The organism is Streptomyces sp. MAI_2237, assembly GCF_054189285.1.
This window is the reverse complement of the sequence record NZ_JAJPGQ010000003.1, coordinates 807,256-828,310: the sequence shown is the minus strand read 5'-3', so window position 1 is coordinate 828,310 and position 21,055 is coordinate 807,256. Positions and strand designations below refer to the sequence as shown.

19 protein-coding genes and 1 pseudogene are annotated in these 21,055 nt (G+C 68.3%); 9 read left to right on the top strand and 11 right to left on the bottom strand.

Translation table 11 applies throughout. The annotated features are described in order from the left end of the window. Positions 1-28: 28 nt before the first annotated feature. From LN251_RS14090 to LN251_RS14075, 4 genes are all read right to left on the bottom strand, one after another. Positions 29-535 carry an LppU/SCO3897 family protein gene (locus tag LN251_RS14090; protein WP_458244735.1) on the bottom strand — a complete coding sequence of 169 codons (507 nt, stop codon included), beginning with the start codon at positions 533-535 and terminating at the stop codon, positions 29-31. A 123-nt stretch (positions 536-658) separates the two neighbouring features. Continuing rightward, entirely contained in the window at positions 659-1,921 is a 1,263-nt protein-coding gene (locus tag LN251_RS14085; protein WP_458244734.1) for an MFS transporter, read from the bottom strand. A gap of 94 nt (positions 1,922-2,015) precedes the next feature. Further along, complete coding sequence (locus LN251_RS14080; protein WP_458244733.1) at positions 2,016-3,098, bottom strand: inositol-3-phosphate synthase; 1,083 nt, start codon at positions 3,096-3,098, stop codon at positions 2,016-2,018. 44 nt (positions 3,099-3,142) lie between these two features. Then, positions 3,143-3,826 carry a PadR family transcriptional regulator gene (locus LN251_RS14075; protein WP_058924318.1) on the bottom strand — a complete coding sequence of 228 codons (684 nt, stop codon included), beginning with the start codon at positions 3,824-3,826 and terminating at the stop codon, positions 3,143-3,145. 352 nt (positions 3,827-4,178) lie between these two features. On the opposite strand from LN251_RS14075, the gene LN251_RS14070 reads away from it, so the two are divergent. Both LN251_RS14070 and LN251_RS14065 read left to right on the top strand, forming a co-directional pair. Next, positions 4,179-6,854: a transglycosylase domain-containing protein gene (locus LN251_RS14070; protein ID WP_458244732.1), complete on the top strand. Its 2,676-nt coding sequence runs from the start codon at positions 4,179-4,181 to the stop codon at positions 6,852-6,854. Positions 6,855-6,987: 133 nt separating this feature from the next. Then, a complete protein-coding gene (locus LN251_RS14065; protein ID WP_458244731.1) occupies positions 6,988-8,496 on the top strand; it encodes a glycosyltransferase family 87 protein in 1,509 nt (502 codons plus the stop codon). Between the two features lie 82 nt (positions 8,497-8,578). On the opposite strand, the gene LN251_RS14060 is transcribed toward LN251_RS14065, so the two are convergent. From LN251_RS14060 to LN251_RS14050, 3 genes are all read right to left on the bottom strand, one after another. Beyond that, a complete protein-coding gene (locus LN251_RS14060) occupies positions 8,579-9,610 on the bottom strand; it encodes an alanine racemase (RefSeq protein ID WP_058924320.1) in 1,032 nt (343 codons plus the stop codon). A gap of 95 nt (positions 9,611-9,705) precedes the next feature. Next, a complete protein-coding gene (femX, locus tag LN251_RS14055) occupies positions 9,706-10,827 on the bottom strand; it encodes a peptidoglycan bridge formation glycyltransferase FemX (protein WP_362983888.1) in 1,122 nt (373 codons plus the stop codon). 180 nt (positions 10,828-11,007) lie between these two features. Continuing rightward, positions 11,008-11,325 (bottom strand): hypothetical protein, encoded by a 318-nt coding sequence (locus LN251_RS14050; protein WP_458244730.1) that lies wholly within the window; start codon positions 11,323-11,325, stop codon positions 11,008-11,010. Between the two features lie 264 nt (positions 11,326-11,589). Here LN251_RS14050 and rpsF point away from each other — a divergent pair, with 264 nt between their 5' ends. The 4 genes from rpsF (at position 11,590) to rplI (ending at position 13,326) form a co-directional block, all read left to right on the top strand. Next, positions 11,590-11,880, top strand: a complete 291-nt coding sequence (gene rpsF, locus LN251_RS14045; RefSeq protein WP_005482942.1) for a 30S ribosomal protein S6 — start codon at positions 11,590-11,592, stop codon at positions 11,878-11,880. A gap of 75 nt (positions 11,881-11,955) precedes the next feature. After that, positions 11,956-12,543: a single-stranded DNA-binding protein gene (locus LN251_RS14040; protein WP_249835609.1), complete on the top strand. Its 588-nt coding sequence runs from the start codon at positions 11,956-11,958 to the stop codon at positions 12,541-12,543. 81 nt (positions 12,544-12,624) lie between these two features. Beyond that, on the top strand, positions 12,625-12,861 hold the full coding sequence (gene rpsR, locus LN251_RS14035; protein WP_003949403.1) for a 30S ribosomal protein S18: 237 nt from the start codon (positions 12,625-12,627) through the stop codon (positions 12,859-12,861). 18 nt (positions 12,862-12,879) lie between these two features. Continuing rightward, on the top strand, positions 12,880-13,326 hold the full coding sequence (gene rplI / locus LN251_RS14030) for a 50S ribosomal protein L9 (protein WP_058924324.1): 447 nt from the start codon (positions 12,880-12,882) through the stop codon (positions 13,324-13,326). Positions 13,327-13,466: 140 nt separating this feature from the next. On the opposite strand, the gene LN251_RS14025 is transcribed toward rplI, so the two are convergent. Continuing rightward, complete coding sequence (locus LN251_RS14025; protein WP_458244729.1) at positions 13,467-14,804, bottom strand: MATE family efflux transporter; 1,338 nt, start codon at positions 14,802-14,804, stop codon at positions 13,467-13,469. A gap of 458 nt (positions 14,805-15,262) precedes the next feature. Here LN251_RS14025 and dnaB point away from each other — a divergent pair, with 458 nt between their 5' ends. Both dnaB and LN251_RS14015 read left to right on the top strand, forming a co-directional pair. Next, a complete protein-coding gene (gene dnaB / locus LN251_RS14020) occupies positions 15,263-16,744 on the top strand; it encodes a replicative DNA helicase (protein ID WP_458244728.1) in 1,482 nt (493 codons plus the stop codon). Positions 16,745-16,809: 65 nt separating this feature from the next. After that, positions 16,810-18,195 carry a serine hydrolase domain-containing protein gene (locus LN251_RS14015; RefSeq protein WP_458244727.1) on the top strand — a complete coding sequence of 462 codons (1,386 nt, stop codon included), beginning with the start codon at positions 16,810-16,812 and terminating at the stop codon, positions 18,193-18,195. Between the two features lie 70 nt (positions 18,196-18,265). On the opposite strand, the gene LN251_RS14010 is transcribed toward LN251_RS14015, so the two are convergent. After that, complete coding sequence (locus tag LN251_RS14010) at positions 18,266-18,718, bottom strand: N-acetyltransferase family protein (protein ID WP_458244726.1); 453 nt, start codon at positions 18,716-18,718, stop codon at positions 18,266-18,268. A 32-nt stretch (positions 18,719-18,750) separates the two neighbouring features. After that, positions 18,751-19,617 carry a GNAT family N-acetyltransferase gene (locus LN251_RS14005; RefSeq protein WP_458244725.1) on the bottom strand — a complete coding sequence of 289 codons (867 nt, stop codon included), beginning with the start codon at positions 19,615-19,617 and terminating at the stop codon, positions 18,751-18,753. 191 nt (positions 19,618-19,808) lie between these two features. Between LN251_RS14005 and LN251_RS14000 the strand changes: the two are divergent. Next, positions 19,809-20,433: pseudogene (locus LN251_RS14000) on the top strand (HAD family hydrolase). 55 nt (positions 20,434-20,488) lie between these two features. Here LN251_RS14000 and LN251_RS13995 read toward each other — a convergent pair. Then, positions 20,489-20,971: an NUDIX domain-containing protein gene (locus tag LN251_RS13995; protein WP_249835615.1), complete on the bottom strand. Its 483-nt coding sequence runs from the start codon at positions 20,969-20,971 to the stop codon at positions 20,489-20,491. Positions 20,972-21,055 lie beyond the last annotated feature (84 nt).

Genomic DNA, 21,055 nt, shown 5'->3' with positions numbered 1-21,055 from the left:
GTGAAACACCGCCCCCGGTCTGTCCGGCCTACTTCTTGTAGTCCTTCAGGCAGAGCAGGAAGTCGCTGCCGTCACCGCTCTGGGTGTACGAGTACTGGAAGTCCTTCGCGGCGGCCGTGCACTTCGTCTCGGCCTCGACCGAGGAGTACTTGCCGCTGATCTTGGCCAGCACCACGAACTGGGCCTTGGAGTCGCTGCACTTCACGACCTCGAGGTCCGGGTTGCTGTCGTTGGTGCTGCCACGGTGCATGCAGTCGCCGACCTTGGCCGTGTCGGCGTCGTCCTGGCTAGATATGATCTTGTAGATGCCGAAGCCCAGGCCGACGACGATGACCAGGATGATCCGGATCGCCTTGAAGCTGAGCTTGCGGCTGCGCTGCGGGGGAACCGGCGCGTAGGGCGCGGTGGGGAACCCGGGCTGACCCGGCTGCTGCGGGTAGCCGCCCTGGGGCGGGTACGGAGCCTGGCCCTGCGGTGCGGCCTGCGGCTGCTGTCCCTGTGCGAACGGGTTCTGACCCTGGGGCGGAGTGGACACGGTGGGTTCCCCCTGGAGAGTTGGTGAACGCTCTGTATAAGAGCGGCGTAAGACGCAGGTAAGTTACCGGCCACCACTGACACTCCCGTCACCGGGAGGGGCTCTGTGGCCTTGATGTGACACTTACCGGACACCAAAGCGGGCCATAGCCACCGCAACCGCCCCGTAGATGGCGGCGACCGCGATGACCAGCGCCGTTGAACGACCGTCCGGCGGCAGCATCAGGGCGGCCACCGCGGCGGCACCCACGAAGGCGACGTTGAACAGGACGTCGTAGACGGAGAAGATCCGGCCACGGAAGCCGTCGTCGACCGAGGACTGCACCACGGTGTCGGTCGCGATCTTCGCTCCCTGCGTGGTCAGTCCGAGGACGAACGTCGCGACCAGCATCGGGCCGGTGGCGAACGGGAGGCCGAGAGCGGGCTCCAGGATCGCCGCCGCGCCGGCGCAGACGACGATCCAGCGCCCCGGGCCGAGCGACCCCGCCGCCCAGGGCGTCAGCACGGCCGCCGCGAAGAAGCCGGCGGCGGAGGTCCCCAACGCCAGCCCCAGCAGCCGCAGTCCCTCCTCGGCGGTCGAGGAGAAGGCGTACCGGCACAGCATCAGCAGTGTCACCAGCAGGGCCCCGTAGCAGAACCGCATCAAGGTCATCGCGACGAGCGCCCAGGCCGCCTCCCGGCGCGGTGGGGCGGCGAGATGGCGTACCGCTCCGGCCAGGTCGCGTGCGGTGCCCGTGACCGCCGCGGCCAGCCGGGGCTGCACCAACTCCGGATCGGGGCCCAGCTGTTCGCGCCCCAGGCGGAGGGCCGCCAGCGCCCCGCACAGATACAGCAGCGCGCCCAGCAGCACCACGGCGGCGTCGGAGTCGGCCACCACCAGGCGTACGACGAAGGCGAGTCCGCCACCGGCGGCCGCGGCGAGGGTGCCGGCGGTCGGGGAGAGGGAGTTCGCGAGCACGAGCCGTTCGGCGTCCACGACACGGGGGAGGGCGGCGGACAGGCCCGCCAGGACGAAGCGGTTGACGGCGGTGACCGACAGCGCGGAGGCGTAGAAGAGCCAGTCCGGGGCGTGACCGAGGATCAGCAGAGCCGTCGCGGAGGCCATCAGGGCCCGCAGCAGATTGCCGTAGAGGAAGACCTGGCGGCGGCGCCAGCGGTCCAGCAGGACGCCGGCGAAGGGGCCCACGACGGAGTACGGCAGGAGCAGGACCGCCATGGCGGAGGCGATGGCGGCGGCCGAGGTCTGTTTCTCCGGTGAGAAGACGACGTAGGCGGCGAGCGCGACCTGGTAGACGCCGTCCGCGCCCTGGGAGAGCAGCCGTACGGCGAGCAGGCGCCGGAAGTACCGGAGGCGGAGCAGGACGCGCAGGTCACGGACGACGGGCATGGGGCACAGCCTCACACAGGGAAGGGTCCCCGGGTGGAGTACCCGGGGACCCTTCAAGCCCTGGCAGGAGCGTTTTCAGTGCGGGGGCGCGTGGTTAGCGCTCGACCTCTCCCCTGATGAACTTCTCGACGTTCTCGCGGGCCTCGTCGTCGAAGTACTGCACCGGCGGGGACTTCATGAAGTACGAGGACGCCGACAGGATCGGGCCGCCGATGCCGCGGTCCTTGGCGATCTTCGCGGCGCGCAGCGCGTCGATGATGACGCCGGCCGAGTTCGGGGAGTCCCAGACCTCGAGCTTGTACTCCAGGTTCAGCGGGACGTCACCGAAGGCGCGGCCCTCGAGGCGGACGTAGGCCCACTTGCGGTCGTCCAGCCAGGCCACGTAGTCGGACGGGCCGATGTGGACGTTCTTCTCGCCGAGGTCCCGGTCGGGGATCTGGGAGGTGACGGCCTGCGTCTTGGAGATCTTCTTGGACTCCAGGCGCTCGCGCTCGAGCATGTTCTTGAAGTCCATGTTGCCGCCGACGTTCAGCTGCATGGTGCGGTCCAGGATGACACCGCGGTCCTCGAACAGCTTCGCCATGACGCGGTGCGTGATGGTGGCGCCGACCTGGGACTTGATGTCGTCACCGACGATCGGGACGCCCGCCTCGGTGAACTTGTCCGCCCACTCCTTGGTGCCGGCGATGAAGACCGGGAGGGCGTTGACGAAGGCGACCTTGGCGTCGATGGCGCACTGGGCGTAGAACTTCGCCGCGTCCTCGGAACCCACCGGCAGGTAGCAGACCAGGACGTCGACCTGCTTGTCCTTGAGGACCTGGACGACGTCGACCGGCTCGGCCTCGGACTCCTCGATGGTCTCGCGGTAGTACTTACCGAGACCGTCGAGGGTGTGGCCGCGCTGCACCGTGACGCCGGTGGAGGGCACGTCGCAGATCTTGATGGTGTTGTTCTCGGAGGCGCCGATCGCGTCCGCGAGGTCGAGGCCGACCTTCTTGGCGTCGACGTCGAACGCGGCGACGAACTCCACGTCGCGCACGTGGTACTCACCGAACTGCACGTGCATCAGGCCGGGGACCTTCGACGCCGGGTCGGCGTCCTTGTAGTACTCGACTCCCTGCACCAGCGACGCGGCGCAGTTGCCCACGCCGACGACGGCTACGCGAACCGAACCCATTCCGGCTGCTCCCTGTGTGTACGAGTGAGGCCCTGACTGGGCGCTCACGTGGCGGTGTCGCCGGGCGTATCCGCGCCGGGGGTGTCCCCGGAACGGGGCAGGCCGCCCGTCGATCCATGTGTGGTGTCCTGCTGAGCGGGCCCCCCGGAGCCGGAACCGCGGAGGTCCCGTCCGGCCCGCTCGCTCTCGATGAGCTCGTTCAGCCAGCGCACTTCGCGCTCCACGGACTCCATTCCGTGGCGCTGGAGCTCGAGCGTGTAGTCGTCGAGTCGTTCCCGGGTGCGGGCGAAGGAGGTGCGCATCTTCTCCAGACGCTCCTCCAGCCGGCTGCGCCGGCCTTCCAGCACCCGCACGCGTACGTCGCGCGACGTCTGTCCGAAGAAGGCGAACCGGGCGGCGAAGTGCTCGTCCTCGTACGCGTCCGGACCGGTCTGCGAGAGCAGCTCCTCGAAGTGCTCCTTACCTTCCGCCGTCAACCGATAGACGATCTTGGCGCGACGTCCTGTGAGTGATGCGGCGAGCGCGTCCTCCGAAGAGGTCCCCGGCTCCTCGATCAACCAGCCGTTGGCGACCAGCGTCTTGAGGCAGGGGTACAGCGTTCCGTAGCTGAACGCACGGAACACACCGAGTGAGGTGTTGAGCCGTTTGCGCAGCTCGTAGCCGTGCATCGGGGACTCGCGGAGCAGGCCGAGGACGGCGAACTCGAGAATCCCGGAACGCCGGCTCATCCGCTCGCCTCCTCGCTTTATCTCGCTCCGATGTATCGACTCGATACATCATGACGATAGAACGCCCCTCCGCATGCGACAAGTGGGGGGATGGTGAACGGGATCACATCACTTATTCATCCGAGGCAAGTTGCCTGATTTGGGATGAACTTGTGTGCTCGGCGGGTTTTGACGGTGCGTAGTCTGTGCGCCATGCACACCACCGGGAGCCAAGTGACGTCTGGGGGCGTCGGCCTCCCGGAGTCGGTACGGATGAATGCGGGACCGACCACATCCGTACTTCGGGGGGACCGGAAACCAGCCGCCGTTTCCAGGCGCGCACGGGTGCGCCTGCCCGAGGAGTAGTCGTTCGATGAGCGAGCACCGTCGCAAACCGCCGCAGCCGCAGGGAGGCGGACGTGCCGCGGCCCGACGCGGCCAGTCCGGCTCGTCCTCCGGCCGCCGCGCGGCACCGCGAGGCGCCACCGGGTCCCCGGCCGATTACGGGCTGGGACAGCAGCCGGCCGAGGAGGAACGGTCGTACAGCGGCCGTGCCGATGCCCGGCGTGCGGCACAGAGAAGTACGGGTAATCGCCGCAGGGCGCCCGAGCCCGCCCGCGGAGGTCGACGCGGTGCGCCGCCCGGCGGTCCGGGGGGCCCTGGCCGGGGCAGGGGCCGCGCGGCCCCTCCCGGCAAGAAGCGGATCATCGACTATCCGCGCGCGGGCAAGTACGGCGCGGCGCGCTGGATGCCGTCCTGGAAGCTGGTGGCCGGCCTGTTCATCGGCTTCATCGGCAGCATGGTCGCTGTCGCCGGCGTCGGCTACGCGCTCGTGAGCATTCCCGACCCGGCCAAGACCGCGACCGCGCAGAACAACGTCTTCTACTGGTCCGACAAGAGCGAGATGGTCGCCACCGGTGGTGAGACCAACCGGCAGATCGTCAACATCTCCCAGATCCCGAAGGCGATGCAGCACGCCGTCGTCTCCCAGGAGAACAAGACCTTCTACACCGACAGCGGCGTCGACCCCAAGGGCATCGCCCGCGCCGTGTTCAACATGGCCCGGGGCGGCAACACGCAGGGTGGCTCGACCATCACCCAGCAGTACGTGAAGAACGCCCGCCTGGACGACCAGTCGCAAACGCTCACGCGTAAGTTCAAGGAGATCTTCATCTCCATAAAGGTGGGTGCCACGGTCTCCAAGGAGGAGATCATGGCCGGCTACCTCAACTCCGCGTACTACGGGCGCAACGCCTATGGCATCCAGGCGGCCGCTCGCGCCTACTTCAACAAGGACTCCGTCGACCTGAACCCCGGCGAGTGCGCGTTCCTGGCGGCCATGCTCAAGGGCGCCACGTACTACGACCCGGCGGGCGCGACCTCCATCGACCCGACGGCCACGGCGGACGCCAACAGCAAGCGTGCGCTGGCGCAGATGCAGGACACCCTCGACAAGATGGTCGAGTACCACTACCTGTCCGCCACGGACCGGGCCAAGTACACCAGGCTCCCCGCGGTGAAGAACCCGCGGTCCAACACCCAGCTCAGCGGTCAGATCGGCTATCTCGTCGACCTCGCCAAGGCGTACCTGGTCAACAACAAGATCATCAGCGCCGACAAGCTGCAGCAGGGCGGCTACTCGATCTACACGACCTTCGACAAGAAGAAGATCAACCAGCTCAAGGCCGCGGTCCAGAACGTCCAGAAAACCAACATCAAGCCCAAGCAACGCCCGAAGACGGACACCCACGTCCAGTTCGGCGGTGCCTCGGTGGACCCGGCGACCGGCGCCATCCGGGCCATTTACGGCGGTGAGGACGCGACCAAGCACTTCACGGACAACGCCGACTCGACCGGTGCCCAGGTCGGTTCGACCTTCAAGCCGTTCGTGCTCGCCGCGGCCATGAAGTGGGGTGTGCGCAACCCCGACGGCCCCGCGGAGCAACCGCAGGACGAACGCACGCAGGTCTCGCCCAAGAGCCTCTACAGCGGCAAGAACAAGCTCAAGATCAAGGAGTACAACGGCGACTTCTGGAAGGACGACAAGGGCAAGGAGTGGCTCCAGACCAATGACGGCAACGAGTCGCTGGGCAACCCGCCGAACTACCAGATCGACCTCCGCCAGGCGATGCAGTTCTCCGTGAACTCCGCCTATGTCCAGCTGGGTATGGACGTGGGCCTGGACAAGGTCAAGGAGTCCGCGATGGACGCGGGCATCCTGAAGGGCAGCCTCGCCGGCACCAACTTCCCCTCGTTCTCCATCGGTATCTCCGACCCCAGCGCGATCCGCATGGCCGGCGCGTACGCCACCTTCGCGGCCAGCGGCGAGCAGCGCGACCCGTACTCGGTGCAGAAGGTCACGAGTAAGGACGGCGAGGTCTTCAACCACAAGGTCGTCACCGATCAGGCGTTCACGCCGCAGGTCGCCGACAACGTCACGGATGTCCTGAAGACCGTGGTCGACAAGGGAACGGGTACCAGCGCCCGGCTGACCGGCCGAGAGGTGGCCGGCAAGACCGGTACCACGGACGGCAACAAGTCCGCCTGGTTCGTGGGCTACACCCCGCAGCTGTCCACCGCGATCACCATGTTCCGGCTGGACGACAACGAGAAGAACAAGAAGCGCGAGTTCCTCGAGATGTACGGCACGGGTGGCCAGGAGAAGATCCACGGTGCCTCGTTCCCGGCCGAGATCTGGCACGACTACATGGAGCAGGCCCTGAAGGGCTCGCCGCCGAAGGACTTCCCCACGCCGGAGCCCATCGGTGAGATCGTCAACGACGTGCCCAGCCCGACGCCGAGCGTCACGCCGAGTCAGACCACGACGAGTCCGACGCCGAGTCCGACGCCCAGCGAGACGCTGACCAGCCCGTCGCCCTCGCCGACGGAGTCCTGCAAGTTCAGCTGGCAGTGCAGCACCAACGGCGGCACGGACACCGGCGGGACGGACGGAGGCGTGACCTCGTCGCCGACGGCGACCGACACGACCGGGACCGGGAGCACGAGAGGGAATGGCAACGGGGGCCTCTTCGGAGGCACCGGCGGGTAGCCGCCAAAACGCCCAGTACGGGTGTTTCACGTGAAACGCGCATATGCGTTTCACGTGAAACAAGGGCCGCCGCACCTGAGAGGGTGAGGCGGCCCTCGGCGTATTCCCAGACATGTACGGCAGGATGTGCGACATGCCCAGCGCAGAATCGACGCAAGCGAGCGTGCACGAGCAGGACACGGTGCGTCCGACGCGGGAGGACCCGATCGCCCGGTCCGGCAGTGAGCTGATCGGCGGCCCTCTCGGCCGGCGGGCCCTGCTCGGGATGTCCTGGTGGACCCCCGTCCGGGTCGTCGCGCTCGTCGCGATCGGCATGTTCGCCCTCGGAATGATCCAGAAGGCGCCCTGCTACAACAGCGCCTGGTTCTTCGGCGCCAGCTCGCAGTACACGAAGGCCTGCTACTCCGACATCCCGCACCTCTATCAGGGGCGCGGTTTCGCCGACGGGCTCGTGCCGTACTTCGACAAGCTCTCCGGCGACATGCCGTACCTCGAATACCCGGTGCTGACCGGTGTGTTCATGGAGGTCGCCGCATGGCTCACACCGGGCAGCGGCAGCATCCAGGACCAGGAGCAGTGGTACTGGATGGTCAACGCCGGGATGCTGATGGTCTGCGCGGCGATCATCGCGGTCTGCGTGGCCCGGACGCAGGCCCGCCGGCCCTGGGACGGTCTGCTGGTCGCCCTGGCGCCCGCCTTCGCGCTGACCGCCACCATCAACTGGGACCTGCTGGCGGTCGCTCTGACGGCCGCGGCGATGCTGATGTGGTCCCGGGGCCGCTCCCTCGCCTTCGGCGTCCTCCTGGGCCTTGCCACGGCCGCCAAGCTGTATCCCGTGTTCCTGCTGGGCCCGCTGTTCTTGCTGTGCTGGCGGGCGGGCAAGTGGCGGGACTTCGGCAAAGCACTGGGCGGCGCGGTCGTCTCCTGGCTCGTGGTGAACGGGCCGGTGATGTACTTCGCCTGGGACGGCTGGTGGCAGTTCTACAAGTTCAGCCACGACCGGGGCGTCGACTTCGGCTCCTTCTGGCTGATCCTGGCCCAGCACTCGACCGACCCGCTGTCCACCGACACGGTGAATCACCTCGCCGCGTCACTGGTGGTGCTCTGCTGCGTCGGCATCGCGGTGCTCACCATGACGGCTCCCCGCCGGCCGCGCTTCGCCCAGCTCGCGTTCCTGATCGTCGCGGTCTTCATCGTCACCAACAAGGTCTACTCGCCGCAGTACGTCCTGTGGCTCGTCCCGCTGGCCGTCCTGGCTCGCCCCAAGTGGCGGGACTTCCTGATCTGGCAGGCGTGCGAGGTCGTGTACTACCTCGGGATCTGGATGTACCTCGCGTACACGACCAGCGGGGACGCCCACAAGGGGCTGCCCGAGGTCGGCTACCAGTGGGCGATCGGCGTCCATCTGCTGGGGACGCTCTACCTGTGCGCCGTCGTCGTACGCGACATCCTCATGCCGGAGCGGGACGTCGTGCGCAGGGCGGGGGACGACGACCCCTCAGGGGGCGTGCTGGACGGCGCGGAGGACGTCTTCGTGGTCGGTGCCGCGGCCCATCCCCCGCGGCACGCGGCCCACTTCGAGGGGCCGCAGGTGGAGTGGGGCGGCCAGGGGACGGCGCCCCCGACGGACGGTTCGCTCTGAGCGAACAGCCTCGGAAGGCCCATGCGAAAGGCCGTGCACGAAGCGCTCGTGTACGGCCTTTCGGCTGCTCGGGGGCTCTTGCTCAGCGGTCGACGATCCGGTCGAACTGCGTGGTGGTGTGCCGCAGATGGGCCACCAGTTCCTCCCCGACCTTCGGCTCGGGCGCGTCCGACGGCACGAACAGGATGGAGACCTGCATGTGCGGCGGCTCGGCGAACCAGCGCTGCTTGCCCGCCCAGACGAACGGAGAAAGGTTCCGGTTCACCGTGGCCAGGCCGGCCCTCGCGACGCCCTTGGCGCGCGGCATGACGCCGTGCAGCGCCTTCGGGGCCTCCAGGCCCACCCCGTGCGACGTACCGCCCGCCACGACCACCAGGAAGCCGTCCGAGGCCGCCTTCTGCTGGCGGTAGCCGAACCGGTCACCCTTGGCGACACGCGTGACGTCCAGGACCGCACCTCGGTACTCGGTGGCCTCGTGGTCCCCCAGCCACAGCCGGGTGCCGATCCGCGCGCGGAAACGGGTCTGCGGGAACTGCTGCTGCAGCCGGTGCAGTTCGTCGGCCTTGAGGTGGCTGACGAACATGGTGTGCAACGGCAGCCGGGCCGCCCGCAGATGGTCCATCCAGCCGATGACCTCCTCGACGGCGTCCGAGCCGTCCGTGCGGTCCAGCGGCAGGTGGATGGCGAAGCCTTCGAGGCGCACGTTCTCTATGGCGGCGTGCAGCTGCGGGAGCTCCTGGGCGCTGATGCCGTGGCGCTTCATCGAGGACATCACCTCGATGACCACCCGGGCGCCCACGAGGCCGTACACGCCGTCGATGGACGACACCGAGCGGATGACCCGGTCCGGCAGCGGCACGGGCTCCTCGCCGCGCCGGTAGGGCGTCAGCACCAGCAGGTCCCCGCCGAAGAAGTCCTTGATGCGCGCGGCCTCGTACGTCGTGCCGACGGCGAGGACGTCCGACCCCAGACGCGTGGCCTCCTCCGCCAGCCGCTCGTGCCCGAAGCCGTAGCCGTTGCCCTTGCAGACCGGAACGAGACCCGGGAACTGCTCCTGCACCTGCTTGTGGTGCGCCCGCCAGCGCGCGGTGTCGACGTAGAGCGTGAGCGCCATGGCCGGACCTGGAACCTTTCTGGTGGCTGCGGTGTCGCAGAGGTATGGGAGCTATTGAAGCGAAGGACGCGGCCTCAGCGGCGCGACACGGGAATTCAGCGGCGTGACATGTAGATGTCGAGCGCCTTGTGGAGCAGCTTGTTGAGCGGGAAGTCCCACTCGCCGAGGTACTCGGCGGCCTGGCCGCCCGTGCCCACCTTGAACTGGATCAGGCCGAAGAGGTGGTCGGTCTCGTCCAGCGAGTCGGAGATGCCGCGCAGGTCGTACACCGTCGCGCCGAGCGCGTAGGCGTCGCGCAGCATCCGCCACTGCATGGCGTTGGAGGGGCGGACCTCGCGACCGATGTTGTCGGAGGCGCCGTAGGAGTACCAGACGTGCCCGCCGACGATCAGCATGGTGGCCGCCGAAAGGTTCACGCCGTTGTGCCGGGCGAAGTACAGCCGCATGCGGTTGGGGTCCTCGCTGTTGAGGGCAGTCCACATGCGCTGGAAGTACGACAGCGGGCGCGGCCGGAAGTGGTCGCGCACGGCCGTGATCTCGTACAGCCGCTGCCATTCCTCGAGGTCCTGGTAGCCGCCCTGGACGACCTCGACGCCGGCCTTCTCGGCCTTCTTGATGTTGCGGCGCCACAGCTGGTTGAAGTTCCTGTGGACCTCTTCCAGGGAGCGGTTCGCCAGCGGCACCTGGTAGACGTAGCGCGGCTGGACGTCACCGAAGCCAGCGCCGCCGTCCTCGCCCTGCTGCCAGCCCATGCGGCGCAGCTTGTCGGCCACCTCGAAGGCGCGCGGCTCGATGAAGTCGGCCTCGATGTCGCGCAGCCGCTTCACGTCGGGGTTCTGGATGCCGGCCTTGATGGACGTGGCCTCCCAGCGCCGGATGATCACCGGCGGGCCCATCTTCACCGAGAACGCGCCCTGGTGCTTGAGGTGGGCGAGCATCGGTTCCAGCCACTCGGTCAGGTTCGGCGCGAACCAGTTGATGACCGGGCCCTCGGGCAGGTAGGCGAGGTAGCGCTTGATCTTCGGCAGCTGGCGGTAGAGGACGAGACCCGCGCCGACCATCTCACCGGTCCGCTCGTCGAACCAGCCCAGGCTCTCGGACCGCCACTCGGCCTTGACGTCGGCCCAGGCCGGGACCTGCATGTGGCTCGCCGACGGCAGGCTCTGGATGTACGCCAGATGCTGCTCGCGGCTGATCGTCCTCAGGGTCAGGCTCATGTCGGGGCGCTCCTCGGGCTGGTGTGTCCCCATGGGTACAGGGGCTCCGGCTCTGGGGCCGAAGCCTACTGCGCCTTGCACGCGCCCCGGCTGGGCGTACGGAACCCACGCCCCGGCTCATGGGCCGCCGGGGCGTTCCATTGTGCTTTGTGTCGAGTTGAGGGGACGTTGTCCCAGGCGTCAGCCGCCGATGACCCCGCCGAAGAGGCCACCGTTCGCCATGCCGAGGAAGAAGCCGACCCCGGAGGCACCGAGACCCAGGATGAGTCCGAAGCGCTCGCGTGTCGTCTCCGAGATCCACTGGCCGTACGCCCCGGTGAGGATGCCCACCAGGCCGGCCCAGGAGCTCAGCAGGTGCAGATGGTCGAAGAAACCCGTCACGAACGCCGTCACACCGAGCACCAGGGTGACCGCCAGCAGCGCGTCCTGGATGGGGTGGGACTTTCCGTCCGTGGCGAAGAGGCCTCCGGCGGTGTTGGGTCGCAATGCCTGTGCCATGGGGCACCTCCTGCGAAAGGCGGCGCATCGTAGCGCCATACACACCCGATGTGTACAGACTGACGGTCCCCCGGGCCGGATTTCAACCGGAAGCCGGTGTACGGGTAGTCTGTACCGTCTGCATTGGTGTCTGCCCAGGCCCGATCGGGTAAACCGCGAGGTCACCCCCGATTGTCAGTGGCGGCCGATACCGTTGCGTACGCATCACGACCCTCCTGCCACGGAACGACCGTGGCCGCTGAGTCCAAAGGAGGTGGGTTCCACATGCGTCACTACGAGGTGATGGTCATCCTCGACCCCGATCTGGAGGAGCGCGCTGTCGCCCCCCTGATCGAGAACTTCCTCTCCGTCGTCCGTGAGGGCAACGGCAAGGTCGAGAAGGTCGACACCTGGGGCCGTCGTCGTCTCTCGTACGAGATCAAGAAGAAGCCCGAGGGCATCTACTCGGTCATCGACCTGCAGGCCGAGCCTGCGGTCGTCAAGGAGCTCGACCGCCAGATGAACCTGAACGAGTCGGTCCTCCGGACCAAGGTCCTCCGCCCCGAGACCCACTGAGCTTCCGCTCAGCCGATCTCGGGATTCGAGTAGCAGCACAAGCAGCCAGCAGCAAACCCGCCGAGAGGTTCCCCCATGGCAGGCGAGACCGTCATCACGGTCGTCGGCAATCTTGTCGATGACCCCGAGCTGCGCTTCACCCCTTCCGGTGCGGCGGTCGCGAAGTTCCGTGTCGCGTCCACCCCCCGCACCTTCGACCGTCAGACGAACGAGTGGAAGGACGGCGAGAGCCTCTTTCTGACCTGCTCGGTCTGGCGTCAGGCGGCGGAGAACGTCGCGGAATCGCTCCAGCGAGGCATGCGCGTCATCGTGCAGGGCCGGCTGAAGCAGCGGTCCTACGAGGACCGTGAGGGTGTCAAGCGCACGGTCTACGAACTGGACGTCGAGGAAGTCGGCGCCAGCCTGCGCAACGCCACGGCCAAGGTCACCAAGACCGCCGGCCGCGGTGGGCAGGGCCAGGGCGGTTACGGCGGCGGTGGCGGCCAGGGTGGCGGCAGCTGGGGCGGTGGCTCCGGTGGCGGCCAGCAGGGCGGCGGCGGTGCTCCCGCCGACGACCCGTGGGCGACCGGCGCTCCCGCCGGTGGCCAGCAGGGCGGCGGCGGTGGCTGGGGTGGAAACTCCGGCGGCGGTGGCGGCGGCTACTCGGACGAACCCCCCTTCTAGACCTTCGGGTCCGGATCTCCGGGCCTGGCGGGTCGAGGGCGGGTCGTTACCCAAACTTCTTGATCACACAGGAGATACACCATGGCGAAGCCGCCTGTGCGCAAGCCGAAGAAGAAGGTCTGCGCTTTCTGCAAGGACAAGGTCACGTACGTGGACTACAAGGACACGAACATGCTGCGGAAGTTCATTTCCGACCGCGGCAAGATCCGTGCCCGCCGCGTGACCGGCAACTGCACGCAGCACCAGCGTGACGTCGCCACGGCCGTCAAGAACAGCCGTGAGATGGCGCTGCTGCCCTACACGTCCACCGCGCGCTAAGGAAAGGGTGACCGACACATGAAGATCATCCTGACCCACGAGGTCTCCGGCCTCGGTGCCGCGGGCGACGTCGTCGACGTCAAGGACGGTTACGCTCGCAACTACCTGATCCCGCGGAAGTTCGCGATCCGCTGGACCAAGGGTGGCGAGAAGGACGTCGAGCAGATCCGTCGTGCTCGCAAGATCCACGAGATCCAGACCATCGAGCAGGCCAACCAGGTCAAGGGCCAGCTCGAGGCCGTCAAGGTCCGTCTGGCCGTCCGCTCCGGCGACGCCGGTCGTCTCTTCGGCTCCGTCACCCCGGCCGACATCGCTTCCGCGATCAAGGCTTCCGGTGGCCCCGAGGTCGACAAGCGCCGCATCGAGCTGACCTCTCCCATCAAGACCCTGGGCGCCCACGAGACGTCCGTGCGTCTGCACCCCGAGGTTGCCGCCAAGGTCAACATCGAGGTCGTCGCGGCCTGACGCCGCTTTCGGCTTGAGCAGCTTCGGCTGAAGAGCTGGGAAGGGGCCGTACCCGTGGGGTACGGCCCCTTCTGCATGGTCGTGATGTTTCACGTGAAACGGTCAGTCCGGCCGACCCCGCGATGTTTCACGTGAAACCGTCAGCGAGTCGCCCCAGTCACCAGCCAGCGTCCGGAGCGGGCTCGCAGCCACAAGGTCAGCATCCGCACCGTCATCATCAGCGTCATGGCGGCCCACAGAGCGGTCAGTCCACCGCCCAGCACGGGGACGAGCAGGGCGAACGGGGCGAAGACCGCCAACGTGACCAGCATGGCCTTTGCCAGGTACGGCCCGTCGCCCGCGCCCATCAGGACCCCGTCGAGAACGAAGACGACCCCGCAGATGGGCTGCGAGAGAGCCACGATCACCAGAGCGGGCAGAGCAACGTCCTTCACCGCGGAGTCACTGGTGAACAGGGGCAGGAAGACCGGCCTGGCCAGCACGACCACCAAACCGAGGACGACGCCGACCGCCACGCCCCACTCCACCATGCGACGGCACGCCTGACGGGCACCCTCGGCATCGTCCGCCCCGAGATAGCGTCCGATGATCGCCTGGCCGGCGATGGCGATGGCATCGAGGGCGAAGGCGAGCAGGCTCCACAGGGACAGGACGATCTGATGGGCCGCGATGTCGGCGTCCCCGAGACGGGCGGCGACGGCAGTGGCGATCATCAGGATTGCCCGCAGTGAGAGCGTGCGAACCAGCAGAGGCGCGCCGGCCTGGGCCGAGGCCCTGATGCCGGCAGAGTCGGGCCGTAGGGAGGCTCCGTGCTTGCGCGCTCCGCGGACGACCACCACCAGATAGACGGCGGCCATCCCGCACTGCGCGATCACCGTGCCCCAGGCGGAGCCGGCGATACCGAGTCCGGCGCCGTAGACGAGGCCCACGTTGAGGACAGCGTTGGCGACGAAGCCCGCGACGGCGACGTAGAGCGGGGTCTTCGTGTCCTGCAGCCCTCGCAGGACGCCGGTCGCGGCGAGAACGACGAGCATGGCCGGGATGCCGAGGGCCGAGATCCGCAGATAGGTGGTCGCGTAGGGAGCCGCCGTGTGGGAGGCACCGAAGAGGTCCACGAGGGCCGGTGCCGTGGGCAGGATGACGGCGATCACGAGGGCGCCGAGGAGGATCGCCAGCCAGATTCCGTCCATGCCCTGGCGGATGGCCGCCGGGAGATCGCCCGCGCCGACCCGTCGCGCGACCGCTGCCGTGGTGGCGTAGGCGAGGAAGACGAAGACGCTGACCGCTGTGGTGAGCAGGGCCGAGGCGACCCCTAGACCGGCGAGCTGAGCCGTGCCGAGATGGCCGACGATCGCACTGTCGGCCATGACGAAGAGAGGCTCCGCGACCAGGGCGCCGAAGGCAGGGACGGCCAAGGCGACGATCTCGCGGTCGTGCTGTCGTCGGGTGTCCCGGGGGGTCACGGGCGCCTGTGTCATGTGCACCAATGTAATCGTCCACAGGTAAGAGATGCAAAGCGGCAGTGGCCATTACCTTCCGTCTCTTCGCGCGCTCATTCGCGCGGCGTTCGACACGATCTTGGCTCGACCGGGAAAGTTTTTCTTCTGCACAGCCGGTGGACGGCAAAAGTGCAGGTCAAGAGGGTTGCTCAACCTGAGGCGCGAGCTTGTTCACAGGGCTGTCCACCGTGTCGTGCACAGGTTTCGCGGAGTTCTCCACAGCATCCGGGCGGTCGTCCACATGGCCTGTGGATAACCAGATTGGCTGACGGTGCCCGCGGGCCTACCGTGGTCCGGCGCCCACTCCGTGCGTCGGCCGGGAAAGCAGCACAAAACCGACGCGCCTCAACCGGAGTTGGGCCTCTCATTTGTCAGTGCCGTGCCGTAGAACTATGGGCACGGCTAGGTCCGCTCGGCGGACGGGAGGAGGTGGCTCGGTGAGTATTTCCGAGCCCTTGGACGACCCGTGGGCCGACAGCGGCCCCAGTGATCGTCTGCCCGCCTCCCGCCGACGTAGTGACGGCGGCCGGAGCCGCGGCGAACAGCATGACCACGGCCGGGACGAGAGCGGCTGGGACGGCGGCGGAGGCACGGCCTTCGAGCGGGTGCCGCCGCAGGACCTCGACGCCGAGCAGTCCGTGCTCGGCGGCATGCTCCTGTCCAAGGACGCCATCGCCGACGTCGTCGAGATCATCAAGGGCCACGACTTCTACAAGCCCGCCCACGAGACGATCTTCCAAGCGATCCTCGACGTCTACGCCAAGGGTGAGCCCGCCGACCCCATCACGATCGCCGCCGAGCTCACCAAGCGCGGTGAGATCAACAAGGTCGGCGGCGCGTCGTATCTGCACACCCTCGTCCAGACGGTGCCGACGGCGGCCAACGCCGAGTACTACGCGGAGATCGTGCACGAGCGCGCGGTCCTGCGCCGGCTGGTGGAGGCCGGCACGCGCATCACGCAGATGGGATACGCGGCCGACGACGACGTCGACGAGATCGTCAACCGCGCCCAGGCCGAGATCTACGCCGTCACCGAGCAGCGCACCAGCGAGGACTATCTGCCGCTCGGCGACATCATGGAGGGCGCACTCGACGAGATCGAGGCGATCGGTTCCCGCAGCGGCGAGATGACCGGCGTGCCCACGGGCTTCACGGACCTCGACTCGCTCACCAACGGTCTGCACCCGGGCCAGATGATTGTCATCGCGGCCCGTCCCGCGATGGGAAAGTCCACGCTCGCGCTGGACTTCGCGCGCGCGGCCTCGATCAAGCACAACCTGGCCAGCGTCATCTTCTCCCTCGAAATGGGGCGCAACGAGATCGCGATGCGCCTGCTGTCGGCCGAGGCGCGCGTGGCCCTGCACCACATGCGGTCCGGCACCATGACGGACGAGGACTGGACGCGCCTGGCCCGCCGGATGCCCGAGGTGTCCTCCGCCCCCCTCTACATCGACGACTCCCCTAACCTGTCGATGATGGAGATCCGCGCCAAGTGCCGCCGGCTGAAGCAGCGCAACGACATCAAGCTCGTGATCATCGACTATCTGCAGCTGATGCAGTCCGGTGGGTCCAAGCGGTCGGAGAGCCGTCAGCAGGAGGTCTCGGACATGTCCCGTAACCTCAAGCTCCTGGCCAAGGAGCTGGAGGTCCCGGTGATCGCGCTCTCGCAGCTCAACCGTGGTCCTGAGCAGCGCACCGACAAGAAGCCGATGGTCTCCGACCTGCGTGAGTCCGGGTCCATCGAGCAGGACGCCGACATGGTGATCCTGCTGCACCGCGAGGACGCGTACGAGAAGGAGTCGCCGCGCGCGGGCGAGGCCGACATCATCGTGGGCAAGCACCGTAACGGGCCTACGGCGACCATCACCGTCGCCTTCCAGGGTCACTACTCGCGGTTCGTGGACATGGCACAGACCTGACCGGCCCCGTCGGCCCGGCGCAAACCAACTCGACGACCAGGCGTCCCGCGGGATGGACTGGGGCCATGACGACACCCCAGGAAGTGCTGCTCCCCGGCACCCGCAGGGCGCTGCTGCACCGCATCGCCGTGGCCCAGGCCGAAGGACGCGCGCCGTCGCTCGTGGCGACGGTGGTGCGCGGTGGGCAGGCCGTGTGGCACGGTGCGCGGACGTCGGTGGACGGGCACGGGCCGGACGAGAACGTGCAGTACCGCATCGGCTCGATCACCAAGACCTTCACCGCCGTTCTGGTGCTGCGCCTGCGCGACGAGGGGCTTCTCGACCTCGGTGATCCGTTGGAGAAGCATCTGCCGGGTACCGGCGCGGGGGAGGCGACCATCGCCGATCTCCTGGCCCACACGGGCGGGCTGGCCGCCGAGTCGCCCGCGCCCTGGTGGGAGCGCACTCCGGGATCCCTGCGGCCGGAGCTCGCCGACGTCCTGGGCGAAAGTCCCCTGCCGCATCCGGTGGGCCGCCGCTTCCACTACTCCAACCCCGGCTACACCCTGCTGGGAGCGCTCGTCGAGAAGCTGCGCGGAGCATCGTGGGACGAGGTGCTCCGGCGTGAAGTGCTGGAACCTCTGGGCCTGGACCGCACGAGTTTCCATCCGCGGGCGCCCCACGCGGGCGGCTGGGCGGTGCACCCCTGGGCCGACGTCATGTTGCCCGAGCCCAGCGAGGACCTGGGACGCATGGCCGCGGCCGGTCAACTCTGGTCCACCACGGGTGACTTGGCGAAGTTCGCGGTCTTCCTGGCGGCGGGGGACGACCGGGTGCTGAGCGCCGAGAGCGTACGGGAGATGCGGACGCCCGCCGCTCCCGCGGAGGCCGCGGACGTGATGGACGGGACGTCGTACGGTCTGGGGATGCAGATCCTGCGGCGGCACGGCCGGCTGCTCGTGGGTCACTCCGGCTCGCTGCCGGGCTTCCTGGCGAACCTCAGCATCAGCGTCGAGGACGACGTCGCGGCCGTCGTGCTGGCCAACTGCACGTCCGGCCCGTTGCTGTCCACGGTGGGAGCCGATCTCGTGCGCATCGTCGCCGAGGCGGAACCGCGCATCCCCGAGCCATGGCGGCCGGCGCGCGAAGTCGACGCGGACGTACTGGAGTTGGCGGGCCATTGGTACTGGGGCACGTACGGCTTCGCCCTGCGGCTGACGGCCGACGGACTGGCTTCGCTGGAGCCGCTGTCCGGTGCGGGGCGCCGCTCACGCTTCCGGCCGAACGGCGACGGCACCTGGACCGGACTGGAGGGTTATTACGCCGGAGAGCTCCTGAAGGGCGTACGGCGGCCGGACGGGACCGTGAGCCATCTGGACCTCGGCTCCTTCGTGTTCACCCGTCAGCCGTACGACGAGGGGGCTTCCGTGCCGGGTGGAGTGGATCCGGACGGTTGGCGGGGGATCGGATAGCGCGTCGGCGCGGTGCGGGTGCCCTGTTTCACGTGAAACAGGGCCTTCGCCCAACGTGTTCCGACAGGCCTCACAGGGGGAGCTTGAAGCCCACGTGTGACCCGGTGAAGCCGAGCCGCTCGTAGAAGCGGTGGGCGTCCGCGCGGGTGTTGTCGGAGGTCAGTTGCATCAATTGGCAGCCTTCCCGACGGGACGCGTCGATCGCCCACTCGATGAGCCGCGTGCCCAGACCGCCGCCCCGTTCGTCCGCGTGGATGCGGACCGCTTCGATGATCGACCGGGTGGCGCCGCGCCGGGAGAGGCCGGGGACGATCGTGAGCTGAAGCGTGCCGACGACGCGGTCCTCCCGCACGGCGACGACCAGGTGCTGGTTGGGGTCGGCCGTCAGGCGTTCCAGCGCGGCGAGGTAGGGAGCCAGATCGTCCGGTGACTCCCGTTGGGCACCGAGGGGGTCGTCCGCGAGCATCGCGACGATCTCGGGGACGTCGTCGGCCGTGGCGGGCCGTATCTCAAGATCTCCCATGGCAGGCACCCTATGCCGACCGGCAGGAGGCCTCAGCCCGCCGCGACCGTCAAGGGTGCGAAGCGCCTGGTCCAGTCCCCGGGCAGCTCCGGGACCCGGTGGGTCATGACCGCGTTGAAGGCGATCGAGGCCAGCCCCCGTTCCTTCGCCCAGGCCAGCAGCTCCTCGTGCCGCACGTCGATGTCGGTCCGCAGCGGACGGTCGCTGAGCGCAGCGAGTGAGGTGATGAGGGCCTTCGCCGTCGCCGCGTCGCGCGCGACCAGCGGACCGACGACATGGGTATCCATGTTGGGCCAGGCGGCCGCGTATCCGATGAGCCGGCCGTTCTCCTCGGCGACCCTCAGATGGTCGGCGAAGGCGGGGAGCCGGGCGATGACGTGCGTGCGATCGGTGCCGAAGACCTCCCCGTCCAGCCTGAGGACGGCGGCGAGGTCTTCAGCGGTCGCCGCGCGGGTGACGGCATCGGGCTCGGTCCCGTCGGGAACGAACCGGCCGCGCAGCATCTCGGCCCGGCCGGTCACCTTGAAGCCGAGCTCCTCGTAGAGGGGCTGGCCGTTCGGCGTCGCGTGCAGGGTGAGCGGGGTGGTGCCGGTCGTCGCGAGGACGTGCCGCATCAGATGTCGTCCCACGCCCTTGCGGGCATGCCGCTCGGCGACCAGCACCATGCCGATGGCCGCGAGGTCGGGACGGTCGGGCTGTCCGTATTCGGTGACGACACAGGCACTGACGAGACCACCGTCGGGATCGTCGATGCCGTACCCCTTTCCGGCCGTGAGAAGGAGGCCCCACTTGTGCTCCTCGCGTGGCCACCCCCGGTCTTCGGACAGGTCGGCGCAGGCGGTGAGATCGCGGAACGTCAGACGGCGGACGGGCAGGGCGGTGAGGGAAGGCATCGGCACGCAGGTCAGGCTGTCTGACCGCTGCCCTCCCCGTCCACCTCTTTCCGGCAGGACGAGGGAGCTTTTGGCCATGTCGTGGCCAACCGCACAGGGTGCCGACAGCTGCTGTTCGTTTCACGTGAAACGGCCGGTCGGCGGATCGGGGGTTCGCCCGTCGGTGGTGCGTCATCCGGCGATTAGCCTCGTACCTCATGGCGAGACTTCATCTCTTCGATCTGGACGGCACGTTGCTGCGCGGCACGACGTCGCCCGTGGAGATCTCACGGCAGCTGGGACTGGAAGCCGAGGCCCTGGCGCTCGACGAGGCGATCTCGGCGGGGCTGATCGGCCCGCCGGAGTACGCACACCAGGTCCACGCTCTCTGGTCCGGGCTGACCGAGGCTCATGTGACGGCGGCTTTCGACGCGGCCCCGTGGCTGGAGCGGATCCGGGAGGTCTGGGCCGAGATCCGGCGGCACGGCGGGTACTGCGCCGTCGTGTCCCTCTCGCCGTCGTTCTTCGTGGAGAAGCTCCTCGGCTGGGGTGCCCATGCCGCGTACGGGTCCCGCTTTCCCGCTGTCCCGTTCACCGAGCCGGTGGACCCGACCGGGGTCCTCAGCGCGGGCCGCCAAGGTCGAGATCGCCGACCGGCTGTGTGCGGAGTTCGGAGTGACCAGGGCCGACTGCGTGGCCTATGGGGACTCCCTGTCCGACCGGGACCTGTTCGGCGCGGTGCCGGTCTCCGTTGCGGTCAACGCGGACAGCCATCTGTCGGGTCTCGCGACCCACTCCTACCTGGGCGGCGATCTGTGGGAGGCGTACGAACTGGTGCGGTGAACCGGCGTAGTGGATCAGTGCTTCATCAGCGGTAGCTGACCGGTTCGGCGTCGGCTCAGCCCAGGTCCGGGGCGTGCATGGCGCGTACGCCCTCGATGTTGCCGTCCAGATAGTGCCGCAGCGACAGCGGTACGAGATGGACGGAGGCGATCCCGACCCGGGTGAACGGCACGCGGACGATCTCGTACTCGCCGGCGGGTTCGTCGACCTCGGGGCCGTGCCGCAGGTTCGGGTCCATGGACTCCAGACGGCAGACGAAGAAGTGCTGCACCTTCACACCGGTGGCGCCGCCGTCCTCGCCGATGTGCTCGACGGTGTCGACGAAGCAGGGCACCACGTCGGTGATCTTCGCGCCGAGCTCCTCGTACACCTCGCGGTGCAGGGCGTCGACGACGGTCGTGTCTGCGGGCTCGACCCCGCCACCGGGAGTGACCCAGTAGGGATCGACGCCGGGTTTCGTGCGCTTGATGAGGATCAGGTCGTCACCGTCCAGCAGAACGGCACGGGCGGTGCGCTTGACCACGGGTCGGACGGTCATGGGGGGAATGTGGCCCGGATGGTTCCACGTGAAACATCGCATGTCGTCACGGGGCGAGCTCATTCCGTCACTACCGCACCGACC